Source organism: Pseudanabaena cinerea FACHB-1277 (assembly GCF_014696345.1).
Taxonomy (GTDB): Bacteria; Cyanobacteriota; Cyanobacteriia; order Pseudanabaenales; family Pseudanabaenaceae; genus Pseudanabaena; species Pseudanabaena cinerea.
On sequence record NZ_JACJPY010000104.1, the window covers coordinates 1 to 13,168 of the forward strand.

11 protein-coding genes are annotated in these 13,168 nt (G+C 40.1%); 6 read left to right on the forward strand and 5 right to left on the reverse strand.

Features of this window, described 5'->3' with window-relative positions; all coding sequences use genetic code 11:
* Window positions 1-176: 176 nt before the first annotated feature.
* The gene (locus H6F44_RS20200) at window positions 177-1,634 is read left to right on the forward strand and encodes a serine/threonine protein kinase (protein WP_190352894.1); all 1,458 of its coding nucleotides are present in this window, start codon (window positions 177-179) and stop codon (window positions 1,632-1,634) included.
* Window positions 1,635-1,912: 278 nt separating this feature from the next.
* On the opposite strand, the gene ftsH is transcribed toward H6F44_RS20200, so the two are convergent.
* Both ftsH and H6F44_RS20210 read right to left on the reverse strand, forming a co-directional pair.
* Window positions 1,913-3,766, reverse strand: a complete 1,854-nt coding sequence (gene ftsH, locus H6F44_RS20205; protein ID WP_190352895.1) for an ATP-dependent zinc metalloprotease FtsH — start codon at window positions 3,764-3,766, stop codon at window positions 1,913-1,915.
* 86 nt (window positions 3,767-3,852) lie between these two features.
* The gene (locus tag H6F44_RS20210; protein ID WP_190352896.1) at window positions 3,853-4,263 is read right to left on the reverse strand and encodes a DUF2358 domain-containing protein; all 411 of its coding nucleotides are present in this window, start codon (window positions 4,261-4,263) and stop codon (window positions 3,853-3,855) included.
* 99 nt (window positions 4,264-4,362) lie between these two features.
* Here H6F44_RS20210 and H6F44_RS23655 point away from each other — a divergent pair, with 99 nt between their 5' ends.
* Entirely contained in the window at window positions 4,363-4,740 is a 378-nt protein-coding gene (locus H6F44_RS23655) for a DUF2214 family protein (RefSeq protein WP_190352902.1), read from the forward strand.
* A 23-nt stretch (window positions 4,741-4,763) separates the two neighbouring features.
* On the opposite strand, the gene H6F44_RS20220 is transcribed toward H6F44_RS23655, so the two are convergent.
* The gene (locus tag H6F44_RS20220) at window positions 4,764-7,514 is read right to left on the reverse strand and encodes a DNA methyltransferase (RefSeq protein WP_190352897.1); all 2,751 of its coding nucleotides are present in this window, start codon (window positions 7,512-7,514) and stop codon (window positions 4,764-4,766) included.
* 291 nt (window positions 7,515-7,805) lie between these two features.
* Here H6F44_RS20220 and H6F44_RS20225 point away from each other — a divergent pair, with 291 nt between their 5' ends.
* From H6F44_RS20225 to H6F44_RS20240, 4 genes are all read left to right on the forward strand, one after another.
* A complete protein-coding gene (locus H6F44_RS20225) occupies window positions 7,806-8,498 on the forward strand; it encodes a Uma2 family endonuclease (RefSeq protein WP_190352898.1) in 693 nt (230 codons plus the stop codon).
* 58 nt (window positions 8,499-8,556) lie between these two features.
* Window positions 8,557-8,835, forward strand: a complete 279-nt coding sequence (locus H6F44_RS20230; protein ID WP_199302211.1) for a CopG family transcriptional regulator — start codon at window positions 8,557-8,559, stop codon at window positions 8,833-8,835.
* Window positions 8,822-9,241, forward strand: coding sequence for a type II toxin-antitoxin system VapC family toxin (locus tag H6F44_RS20235; protein WP_190352903.1), 420 nt, complete (start codon window positions 8,822-8,824; stop codon window positions 9,239-9,241). The genes H6F44_RS20230 and H6F44_RS20235 overlap by 14 nt, the downstream gene beginning before the upstream one ends.
* Before the next feature lie 97 nt (window positions 9,242-9,338).
* Window positions 9,339-10,253, forward strand: a complete 915-nt coding sequence (locus H6F44_RS20240) for a restriction endonuclease (protein WP_190352899.1) — start codon at window positions 9,339-9,341, stop codon at window positions 10,251-10,253.
* Here H6F44_RS20240 and H6F44_RS20245 read toward each other — a convergent pair.
* The gene (locus tag H6F44_RS20245; RefSeq protein ID WP_190352900.1) at window positions 10,232-10,771 is read right to left on the reverse strand and encodes an ASCH domain-containing protein; all 540 of its coding nucleotides are present in this window, start codon (window positions 10,769-10,771) and stop codon (window positions 10,232-10,234) included. The two genes, H6F44_RS20240 and H6F44_RS20245, sit on opposite strands and share 22 nt — an antisense overlap.
* Window positions 10,768-12,849, reverse strand: a complete 2,082-nt coding sequence (locus H6F44_RS20250; RefSeq protein ID WP_190352901.1) for a GNAT family N-acetyltransferase — start codon at window positions 12,847-12,849, stop codon at window positions 10,768-10,770. The genes H6F44_RS20245 and H6F44_RS20250 overlap by 4 nt, the downstream gene beginning before the upstream one ends.
* Window positions 12,850-13,168: the final 319 nt, after the last annotated feature.

Genomic DNA, 13,168 nt, shown 5'->3' on the forward strand with positions numbered 1-13,168 from the left:
AAGGAATATTCTAGTAAGCTCGGATGGGACATAATCGTGTAAGACCTAAGTATGTGCAAGCAGAAAGGGCTGTGATTAGCTCAGGAATCCCCGTCGCTTCACCGCGGGGAATGTCAAGCAAAAATATCTTTATTGATCGCTCATTTTGGGGTTTTAAAACCTTAGTTGTCTAAGCCATGTCCGAATTACATCAATACGGTGAAATTGTCCGATCGCGTTATCAGATTGTCAATGTCCTTGGTGAGGGGGGCATTGGGATTACCTATGGCGCTCAAGATTTACAGACGGGCGATCGCGTGGCACTGAAGGCGTTGTCCTTTCGGCGGATGCATGATTGGAAAATCCTAGAGCTATTTGAGCGGGAAGCTAAGGTTTTAGCCCAGTTAAATCATCCTGCCATCGCCAGTTATTTGGATTACTTTCAGATTGATACGGAGAGCGATCGCGGTTTTTATATCGTGCAGGAGTTGGTGGAGGGGCGGTCACTATTTCAGGCGATCGCCGATGGCTGGCATGGCAGTGAGAAGGATGTACAGGCGATCGCGGTGCAGGTGTTAGAAATATTAATTTATCTCCATGAACTGAAGCCACCCGTAATTCACCGCGACATCAAGCCGCAAAACTTGATCATGCAGACTGATGGCAAAATTATGTTGGTGGATTTTGGCGCAGTCCAAGATACCTATCGCAATACTCAAATTGGCGGCAGCACTGTCGTGGGAACCTATGGCTATATGCCCCCCGAACAGTTTCGCGGTAAGGCTGTCCCCGCCACTGATCTTTACGCCCTTGGTGCAACGATTTTGTTTTTATTGACGGGGCGATCGCCTGCGGATCTGCCCGAACAAAAGCTGAAAATTAATTTTCGAGGTTCCGTCAATATTTCCGAGCATTTTGCCAAATGGCTAGACAGGATGATTGAGCCAGCGATCGAGGATCGCTTTAACAATGCCCGTCAAGCCCTAAATTCGCTGCAAACTCAAGGGCAAGATGCGGCATATAGTGACGAAGAAATTCAACGCATTCTCAAACAAGCCAATTATCAACCCGCCACCCGCACCAGTTACAATCTGGCAAATACTTTAGCCAGTAACTACGCTCGCCCCGCCGCCGCCTATCAATATCCTAAGCCCCTTGGCAGTCGCATCAATCTCCAAAAAACCGAAGACCTGCTCAAAATCGATATTCCCGCCGCAGGGGTCACAGGCGAAGGGGCGGGTTTATTATTCTTCTCGCTATTTTGGAATGGATTTCTGATCGTTTGGACATCAATGGCGCTGAAGGCAGGTATATTTGCCCTGTTTTCAATTCCCTTTTGGGTGATTGGGGTGGGTTTAACCTATGTCGGTCTAACGGTGGTATTTGGGAAGATTAGTTTAATGATCGGCGATCGCACCTTTACGATTGATTGGGATATTTTGGGCGTGAAGCGTCATGTGCAGGGCAGAACCCAAGATCTACGCCAAGTGGAAATGAAAAGCAGTTACGAAGTCAATGGACAGCCTGTAATGCAGCTATGTCTGCAACAAGGCATCTATGCCCATAAGTTCGGTTCTGGTTTAACCCGTCCTGAAAAGGATTGGCTATTGCAAGAGATTAACGACTTTCTCAATCTCTGGCGATCGCGTCACTAATTGCGATTGTGGTTTGTGCCTGAGCTTCTTTTGCCTGAGGGCTGGTCTAGAGAAATTGAAACCCTGATTGCTAACGCGAGGGCAGTTGATGAACTGCCCCTTAAGCGAACCACAAGAAAAAGTTTTGAAAGCGTTGCAAAGCAACGCTTTCAAAACTTTTTCTTGGTTTGGGTTTGAGCGCAAAGCGCTGTAGTTTGCGTAAATCCCAAAAGCAATGGGAGGCTTGGCTACCCACCACTTTTGGGCTGTGATTGCACAAATTATGCTATTTGCAGACCTTAGGCAACTGGTTGTACTTGCGCGAGTAGTTCCGTGAGCGAATCGCCCTCAATCACTTCGGTTTCCAAAAGCTTTTCCGAAATGGTTTCTAGCAAGTGACGATTTGCTTTGAGAATGGCAAGCGCCTTCTCGTGAGCAGACTCCACAATTGACTTAATCTCTTGGTCGATCGCCTCAGAAGTGGCAGGGCTGACATTACGCGCCATTTCCATACCACCCAAAAACTGGCTCTGTTGCTTTTGATATGCCAGAGGACCAAGGGTATCACTCATGCCATAGCTAGTTACCATCTTGTCCGCCAAATCGGTTGCCCTTTGCAGATCATTAGATGCACCTGTTGTGATACTGCCAAAGATAATTTCTTCAGCCGATCGCCCACCGAGGAGAGTAGCAATTTGCGCTTCGATTTCCTCTTTGCTCATCAAGAAGCGATCTTCAGTGGGCAGTTGCAGCGTATAACCAAGGGCAGCCATACCACGCGGCACAATCGAGATCTTTTCTACCTTGCCACTGCCAGGGTTAAGAGCGCCCACGATCGCATGACCAACTTCGTGATAGGCAACAATCTTTTTCTCTTTTTCATTGAGAACGCGGCTCTTTTTCTCCAAGCCTGCAACGACACGCTCCACAGCCTCAGCAAAGTCTTCCAAAAGCACTGTTTCACGTTCGGCTCTGGCGGCTAGAAGGGCGGCTTCGTTAACGAGGTTGGCAAGATCTGCCCCTGCAAATCCCGAAGTGCGTGTAGCAATTACAGACAGGTCAACGCTAGGATCAAGGGTGACTTTGGCAGCATGGATTTTGAGAATCGCTTCACGTCCGATCTTATCAGGGCGATCGACCAATACTTGGCGATCAAAGCGACCTGGACGCAGCAAAGCTTGGTCAAGGGTTTCAGGACGGTTAGTTGCCGCTAATACAATTACGGTTGTACCATCGACACCAAAACCATCCATTTCCGTTAGCAATTGATTAAGGGTTTGCTCTCGTTCATCATTGCCGCCATACATACCACCACTAGAACGCGCCTTACCGATCGCATCTAATTCATCGATAAAGACGATACAGGGAGATTGCTTTTTCGCCTGTTCAAATAAATCCCGCACCCGCGAAGAACCAACACCCACAAACAATTCCACAAATTCCGAACCAGAAATGCTAAAGAATGGCACACCTGCTTCTCCAGCGACAGCCTTTGCTAATAGGGTTTTACCAGTACCAGGCGGGCCCACTAGCAAGACCCCTTTGGGAATCTTCGCCCCAATTTTGGTGTATTTCTCAGGGGTTTTTAGAAACTGGACAATCTCTTGCAGTTCTTGTTTCGCTTCATCGACACCCGCCACATCCACAAACATGGTTTTGGTAGATTCACCTTCGACATAGACCTTGGCTTTGCTCTTACCGATCTGTAAGCCGCCTGGACCGCCTCCCGCATTATTACGGCTAAATAGTTGGAAAATACCAACAAAAATTAATGGTGGAATCACCCAACTCAATAATGTGCCGAACCAACCTGATTTCTTGACAGGAGCCGCCGCAAATTCCACCCCACTTTTTTCGAGGCGATCGGGTAAATTAAGGTCAAAAATCGGCGTAGTGGACATGACATCACCCGCAATGTCGGGGCTAGGACCTTTGAGTTGATAGGTGATCTGATCCTGCCCGATATAGACCCTCTGTACAGTGCCTTCTTCGACATCATGGACGAATAGGCTGTAGGGAACTCTCGCCAAAGGAGGTGCAAATAAATTTGGTAAAAAGATATTGATAATCAGCAAACCTGCACCAATTAGCAACAGCACATTGCCAATCAGTCGGGCGCGCGATCGCTTGGGATCTTCTTTTTTAACTGCCATTTTGTTATGGGGTTGAAACTAATGTGCCTATTATAAAAAGCTTCTAGGCTCCTTACTAGAGGGTTAGCGTAGGGATAGCCGCCTGTTTAATTAGGTATAGGCAGATGTTGTTTGATCACATCTAATTTGCTGCATCGCCAATAGTCGATGTGAGAAATAATTAGCTCTCCTGTGGTGTCAAGGGTGAGATCGCTCCAGCCTGTGACGCTGATTCTGGGTTTCCAAGGCAGGGGCGCATCCCAACTCATAGTCCATTCGGCTTTAATTAGGTTTTCATGGCGAGCAAGATCATGGAGTTCTAGCTTGAGGTTTTTAAACCAAAATGTGATGAAGCCAATCATCTTTTGATATTGCTTGATGCCCCGAAAGTTATAAACAGGATCTTTAAAATAGACATCTTCGCTATAGATGCTATAGGTTTGCGCTTCAGGAAATTTCGCGTAATCGGCTCTGATGATGTCGAGGATATTGGCTGTTGGGCTTGGGGTAGTATTCATTGTTAGCGATAAAGTTAAATATCAATCAATCATAGCTGTCGTTATCATAGACATTTAACATCGTTAATGTGTTAGGAGTATTTTACGTGGGCTAGTGCGATCGCTGCGTATTTGCATTATTTGAGTTTGGGTTTGATTTTTGCAGCATTGTCAACCGAGTTATTTACCCTCAAGCAAGACCTTACCAATCGCGATGGTTGGCGGATTCTGATTGCCGATACCATTTATGGCATCGCAGGTATAACCGTCTTAGTCACAGGTATTTTGCGCGTTCTGTACTATGCCAAAGATGCCTCCTATTATATGGAAAAACCTGTATTTTGGGCGAAAATGGGCGTATTTATCATTGTGGGAACCCTGTCGCTCTATCCCACCTTTTCATTTGTAATTGCTCGTTACAAAAGAATGCAGGGCTATCAAGTCTTACACCCAATGGGTTGGGATGCCTTCGGATTGCCTGCGGACAACGCAGCTTAGCGATCGCCATATCAGACGATTGCTTAAGCATCTTTCCTCTTAACTCGTTTTTTCTTCTCGACTTTGAGCAATGGCGCACTTAAGGCTTCATAGAGGTTAAATAAATATTCGATGCGGTTTAGTTCACTAACGAAGGGTTGGGGACGATAGCAAAGGTCTACGGCTTTGTCTAGGGTTTGGTGGGCTTTTACGAGGTCGGGCGGCATGGTGAGAGGATCGTAAAGATCGGCGAGGCTGCTATCGGGATATTTTGCCCTTGTGTCTAATACTGATTGCGCGGCGGTTTCCACTTTTTGCTTTTGTTTGTCGCTGACGTTTTCAGGGAATGGATAGTTGTTGTAAACGATTGTATTGGAATAACGAAAATCACTTTTTAGCCTACCGCATACATATCTCACCCAAGCCATGTGCATTTCAGAGGTTAGAATACCGAAATGATAGATAGTCGCATTGGGTAAAGCGATACAACTATCATTTACAATAAAATCCTTAGAATAAAAGCTAAAGGGAATATACTTTCTTGTTTCCGAAGAGGTTCGTGGAACCAATAAGAAATCACTGTTAGGTTGCCTTGGTTCAGCAAAAAGAGTAGGCAAATTCGCCATGTCACGAGTTTGAGATTTTGGACTTTCTAGGCGATACTTTTTAACAGATTCAATTCTTTCAAGGATCTTGGGTAACTTCTTGATTTCGCTTGGCGGTATATCTCGCAAATAGAGAACCCATCTATTTTTACCATTTAAAAACTCTTCACCGCTCAAAATTGGACGAAAAAATTTAGCCGATTCTGGCTCTTTAGATATAAAATCCTGTTTCTCTTCATCATTAAAAAGATAAAATCCGCCGTCAACAATTTTATTGCCATAGAGCATTTCAGGAATATCACAAATTGGTTTAGTCTTTTTGAGAATTACTAAGTCATTCCCTTCGACTAAATAAGGATTGATATTTTTAACTTTTCTCTCTGTTGGTACTCCTTTAATATCTGCATAATTAAAAATCCTTTTGTTTTCAACATCCTGCAAACCAAATCCAATAATTACGCAATGCACAGCCGCATTGCCTTTAGCCTCATTGTTCCAACGAAAAGTCCGATGAGCAAAATGAATTTTGATATTATAATTGTTATAAAGTTCTTGCCAAAGAATGCCAACCTGTTCCCCTTGGGCAATTGAATTTGTGCTGACAAAAGCACAGTAAATGTTAGTCTTTTGGATAAATTGAGCTGCTTTAAGATACCAAGCCGCTACATAATCTAGTACACCTGCACCTTTGATTTCTGCAAAAATATTCTGGATATCATCTTTCTGCTCTTTGTTTTTCTCTTGTTTGCCAACAAAGGGTGGATTGCCTAAAATAAAGTGCAATTTCTCTGTGGGAATAACTGAGTGCCAATCAATTCTCAAGGAATTACCATGCACAATTTTGGCGGCTTTCTCAAGTGGCAGTCTTGTGAAATACTGCCCAAACTCATTACTAACCTTGATATTCATCTGATGGTCGATCAACCACATCGCCACCTCAGCCACCTGTACTGCAAACTCATCGTACTCAATCCCCGCAAACTGATCGACATCCACCTGAATAAACAACCGCACATCAAGGAAACTCTTATGCTTCCTATACAACTCCTTTAAAATTTCAAGCTCTAAATCTCTCAACTCCCGATAAGTAATGATCAAAAAGTTGCCGCAACCACAAGCAGGATCGAGAAAATGCAAATTTGCAATCTTTTCATGTAACTCCTCTAGCTTGCCCTTGCTTCCCTTAGCTTTCTCAAACTCAACATACAAATCATCCAAAAAAAGCGGTCTAATCAACTTTTGGATATTCTTCTCAGAAGTATAATGCGCCCCCAAATTTCGCCGTTCTGTCTGATTCATCACCGCCTGAAACATTGACCCAAAAATTGCAGGTGAAATCTTGCCCCAATCGAACGCACAAGCCTCCAGCAATATATCGCGCATCTGCCGATCAAACGCCGCAGGCTGTAAAGACTCCTCAAATAACTTCCCATTCACATAGGGAAACTGCACCAAACTCTCATCTAAATTTTTTAAACGCTTCTCCTTCGGTGTATTCAAAACATGAAATATCGAAGCAATGTGCATCGCCAAATCGCTACCATCTTCCTTAGTATGGCGATCGATATATTCCCAAAAAATCCCCTTCTCAAATATGCTCGTATCATCAGCAAATAGGCAAAATAACAGCCGTACTAGATATACCTCTAAGTCATGCCCACTATAGCCAATCTCCTTGAGGCGATCGTGTAGATTGCCCATCAACTCCGCCGCATCAATATTGACAGGATCTTCATCCTTATAAACCCGTTTCTCATATCCTGCCATAAAGCCGAATAGATGCACATGATTTACAAAATCTTTCAGCTCAAACTCATGATTAACATCCGTATCCAAATCATAGAGCCTAAATTTCTGAAAATCCGACACCAAAATATATTTGGGTAACTCATGCTCCTTTAAATTTGGGAAATAATCCTTAGCCTGTTGTGTCGCCTTGTCTAAGTCCTTGCCCCTAGACTTATGCTCCACCAAAATCATCCCCTTCCACAACAAATCAATAAAGCCTTGCTTGTTATCTGCCTTTTTAATCGGTAGCTCAAAACTAGCTACTCGCCGCCGAGTAATGCCAAATACACTAAAAAAATCATTCCAAAAAGATTGCGACTCCGACTTCTCTGAAGTGACATTTTCCCAATCCTTAGAAAAGGCGATCGCTCTTTGTTTAATCTCATTCCAACTTAGCGGCATATCGGCAAATGTTAAGGCATAATTTTAGTTAATATTTATACTAGCATTTGTTTCTTAAAATTACCTATAATCAACTTGAGGAGGAAACAACGGTCAGAGGGCGATCGCCTACATTCTCTAATTTCTAACAAAAAACAAGAATTTGAAAATACTTTAAGGAGATAAACAACCATGCTCAAAAGTTATGAAGTTGCCATTGAAAGCGATCGCATTACATGGCTAGGTGAAAAGCCTAACTTCCCAACAACCCGCACCATTATTGTAATTGCCGAAGAGAATTAGGAAATTATCATGACTGCTACAACACTAAGCAAACCCATTACTTCACCTTCGATCGCAGAGCAAATCAGACCGATCGCCGAAGATCGCGTGATCTTACATAACGTTAGTTGGCAAACCTTTGAAAATTTACTTGCTGATATAGGCGATCGCCGCAAAACCTTGTTTCATTATCTCAATGGCACTTTAGAAATTATGTCTCCACTATCACTCCACGAAGGTAGTAATCGATTTATTGATGATTTAATTCGAGCGCTTGCTGATGAGCTAGAAATTGATTTGCGAAAGCTTGGCTCCTTACTGATGAAAATTCCAGAATTAAAGCTAGGAGCAGAACCAGATTCTTGTTACTACATCCAAAATGAGCCAACAATTCGTGGTAAAGAAGTAATTATCGTTGGGCAAGATCCGCCGCCTGAATTGGTTTTAGAAGTGGATATTACCAATCCTAGCGATCGCCGTTTACCGATATATGCGTTGCTAGGTGTGCCTGAAGTGTGGCGCTATGATGGTTATAGTTTGGCGTTTTTAGCTTTAGAGAATGGAGAGTATCAACTAATCGACAAGAGTTTATCCTTTCCTGATTTACCCGCCGCGATAATTGTGGAATATGTGCAGAAACGCTTAACTTTAGGAGAAAGTGGAACTTTAAGGGAACTTCGGAAATGGGTAAGGGCTAATGTTGTGCGAGGTGAGAACGGTTAGGCGATCGCTAGAGTTTTTGCGGTAGATTTTTTGAGCTATACTGTTGTCATACAAAATTATGACAAGCAAAAAAATGAGAGTGAATGCGAGGCTTGATCGCGATCGGACTAGTAAGTTTAACTACATTCGTCAGCGTACAAATCAAGGCGCGTCTGACATTATGAAAGCGGCGATCGATCTTTACTACGAAAAATTGCATCAAGAATCCCCCGTAAAACCTTTACAACTTCTGAGAGAGTCGGGGCTGATTGGTTGTGCTGAAGGGGATTCTGATTTGTCCGCAAATTATAAGCAATATCTCACTGAAAGTCTTAATGAAAAATATGGTCATCGTTGATTCTGGCTTTTGGATCGCGTTGATTAACCGTCATGATGATTATCATGTTATCGCGCAAGAGGTTTTGGATACAATTGATGAGCCTCTGATTACAACGTGGTGCGTAATTACAGAAGCTTGTCATATTCTTTTAAAACGTACAGGCACAAATGCTCAACAGACGTTCATGCATAGTTTGGAAGTTGGGGCTTTTGAGGTTTTTGATCTCAAAGTTCAAGATGGGAAAAGAATCAGTGAATTGATGAATCAATATAGTTCTCTCCCAATGGATTTAGCGGATGCTTCACTAATTATTCTTGTGGAACATTTGGGGCATGGGCGAATTCTATCTATTGATTTTCGAGATTTTAATACCTATCGCTGGAAAAATCGTCATCCTTTTGAAAATTTGATGTCCAAAAAATAGCGATCGCCATATCAGACGATCGCTTAACCACGTCTGCTTTTAAAGCTTTAGTGCAAAATAAAGGTATAATTCCTGTAAACGCTATTATTGTTCACAAATGGTTGTACCCACATATCAAGATTTTCTTTTGCCGTTGCTACGGATCGCTGGTGATGAACAAGAACATTTACTTAGTCAAACAGTTGAGTTCTTGGCAAATCAGTTTAACTTAAATGAGGAAGATCGAAAGGAACTTTTACCTAGTGGTAGGCAAACGAAACTAGCAAATAGAATTGGTTGGGCTGTTACGTATTTAAAAAAAGCAAAATTACTAGAAAGTGGAAAAAGAGGAACGTTCTACATTTCTTCGCGAGGGAAAGAAGTGTTAGAGTCTCAACCTAATTCAATTGATCGAAGCTTCCTCGAAAGGTTTACAGAGTTTCAAGAATTTCAAAATATTAGGTCAAGTGATGGTGTAAAGCTTGATATTTTGGTAATAGAAGATATAGATCAAACACCTGAAGAAAATTTTGAGATTAGCTATCAAAAATTGAAAAAAGAATTAGGTGAGAAATTACTTGAACAAATCAAAAATTGCTCTCCAAAATTCTTTGAAAAGCTTGTAGTTGATTTATTGCTTGCTATGGGTTATGGAGGTTCAAGAAAAGATGCTGGTGAAGCAGTCGGAAAAAGTGGCGATGGTGGAATTGATGGAATTATTAAAGAAGATAATTTAGGGCTAGACTTAATTTATATTCAAGCAAAAAGATGGGAACATTCTGTAGGTAGACCATCGGTACAAGCTTTTGCTGGCAGTTTGGAGGGCATGAAAGCTCGAAAAGGTGTAATGATTACTACATCTCAATTTACAAAAGAAGCAAAAGAATATGTAAAGATTATCGAAAAAAGAATAATACTTATTGATGGAGATAAACTAACTCAATTAATGATTGACTTTGGTGTAGGTGTAAGTGAAATTCAAACCTATACACTCCAAAAAATTGATTCTGATTACTTTGATGAAGACATTTGATATACATTAAGTTCAACTTGTTTAGATCTAGGTTGGAGTCTCATAGAAATATTTGTCATATCATGTTCTGCCATAGCTCCAATCAAATCTACTTCTTCAATTGTTAAATATCTATAGCTTTGTGGGGGATGAAATCCGTCCCACTCTTGTTGTAGTCTTGAAAGTCTTATTGGCTGATTAAATTTCTGTACTTTTTGAACAGAAATCGCATAGCCAGTTGAAACTCCATCAAAATACTCAAGGAATTCTGCTTTCTTTAGTCCTGAATCTTTATTAACAAGTTGCCAAAGATTCTTGGGACTACTTTGTATAACTTCCTTGACTTCACAAGAACCTAATAATATTTTTTCAGGTGAAGATACATAGATAAAAAGAAAGTCACCCTTATCAACTCTAGGGCGAATTCTCCTTAGTTCTACTTTTTTTGTTTCATTAAATATTAATTCAGCATATCTTGGCTGAAGGGATAAAAGTAAAACATATCCATCACTAGAAACTTTTATTGATTTGCTATTCATATTGAATTTCCAAGAGAATAAATTTTAAAAAATGCTTCATTAGCAACTAGACGTGGTGATTGTATCTGTCCCTTTTTCCCTAATGATTCATGTATTTTGTCTAGAGGAACAGGATTTCTAAATATCTCTGTGTTACTAAACCTAATAGCCATAATTTCACTTTTCGAGATTGATTTTATATCTTCCCACTTAAAAATACCAAGTCTACGAAATTTTAGATAAAGTTCTTCAGGATTACCAATTACTACCTCATCTAGTGTCGAACAAGCACAAATTTTGGATTTCTTACTCACATACGCTCCATCTACATCACTAGATACATACCACAAAATACGTGCAGGATACTTAAGCTTTGGTTTTGAGCTTCTATAATACACAGCTTCCCAATTTAATGCTAGTTCAGATCTTGATACACCAAACAAACTTTCTCTGGCTAGTTCTTCATCAAATAATTCTTTTGCCCAATTTGGTTTGATAGGAATTACAAAATTTGGAATATTTGTATCAATAATCTTAGTTGGATACAATAGCTTCTCTAAATCAAACATAAACTCAGGATTAGCATTGTCATTTGATCTCAGATTGTCAGAAAAATGTCTACAGATGCTCTTATATTCATCTGTAAGTTCTAAACTAATATTAATTAGATGTTCTGATACCTCAATTACTGATTTAGTGATTTTGGAGTTAATTTTAATCCAGTTCCCATCTACACAGTAGAAACCTGCATCTTGAATAACTCTAACAATAAAACCATCAACTTGACTCTCAGTTATTCTAGTAAAGTTTCTTCTCTCGGCAACCGCCAAGTTAATTGTACGCCATACAATATGTCTAGTAAGCGTTTCTGATAGAGATTTATAGTTAACTCTAAATATTGGAACAGATAGTTCGTGTTGATTTTCTCTACTATATACTATTAAAGCAATAGGAATATTGCTATCCCAAATAGCAATACATTCGTACTTGTCATTCTCAACGAGTAATTGAGAGAACTTAGTTTTAAAATCAATTTCTCCATCTAGGGCAAAAGAATCTATAAGAATTTGCTTTTCTTCTGCGGCAACTCTTTTTTTCGATAGTTGAGTCCCTGCTAATTTCTCAGGTTGATATTCTGACTCTCTCTTAAGCTCATCCAATTTAACTATTAACTCAGTAGGACTAACTATTAGAACACCATATTCTTTTTTTATTTGATCTGAGTAAGATAGAAGATTCGTATCTGTAGTTACGATGAATGTAGATTTTCCAGAGGCTATTATTCGAGCTATCTGGCGAATATTAACATCTGTAAAATTTTGATTGACTAGCGATGAATCTTTCAACACTTTGTAAGTATTGTCAAATCTATCAGATGTACAACTAATTTTAAAGAAACTATCTGCAAATGAACGCATCTTATTTCTTTCTTTTACTGAGATAGATAGTTTATTATTAATCTCATTATATATTTCATCAGTAGTACATAGTTCTAGTTCATCTTGAACCCAATCTGCCAATAAATAAGCAGATTCTCTATCATCTGTAGATTTTAATAAACTTAGTTGGTAAAAATCAAAAAATACACAAGCATCAAGAACTACAAATGTTTTTGGACTTACAACAGTAGAAAATAGATCTGGATGACCGTGATTGTAAACCCAAGTTGTTACAAGTTTTCCTATCTTATTTTTACCAGATTTTTCGTCCATGGGAGTAAATCCAAATTTTTCCCACATTCCATTGACATCGTAGTCTTGACGACATACAAGGCGAATATCAACCAGATTTCTTGTTATTTCTTTTATATGCTGCATTAGTTGCCTTGCTATACCTTTCCCTTGATGTTCTTCTTTAACAGCAAGTTGATATACCCTAACTTGCCTTTCTTTCTTCTTGATTGTATATAGCAAATATCCAAGAAAATTTTCATTTTCATCTAAGGCGACTAAAACAGTGCCTTGCCATATACGATCATCAAAAGCTCCTTTAGGAAAAAGTGCGAAAGTCTTTGCGTTAGCCTTTCCTAATGCTTTTACTTGATCGGCATATTCTGAGTTTCCCTGAATAGCCTTGATGTAAATACCATTATTTTTCATTGATATGTCGTATATTTTCTATTTTTAGTTCTTAATTTAGATTTTACAACCTATTCCAGTTATTTTAGCTTAGCATCATGGTTTGTTATTGTACATTTATCAAAAATATCCTACATATATTCGTACTTAAATCATGGGTTGTACGATAAATAAAAGCTATAGATATACTTAAATCTTTCGTATCCTAGAACTTGAGGAGAGGAAACAGCAGGAAAAAAGCGATCGCCTACATTCTCTAATTTCTAACAAAAAACAAGAATTTGAAAATACTTTAAGGAGATAAACAACCATGCTCAAAAGTTATGAAGTTGCCATTGAA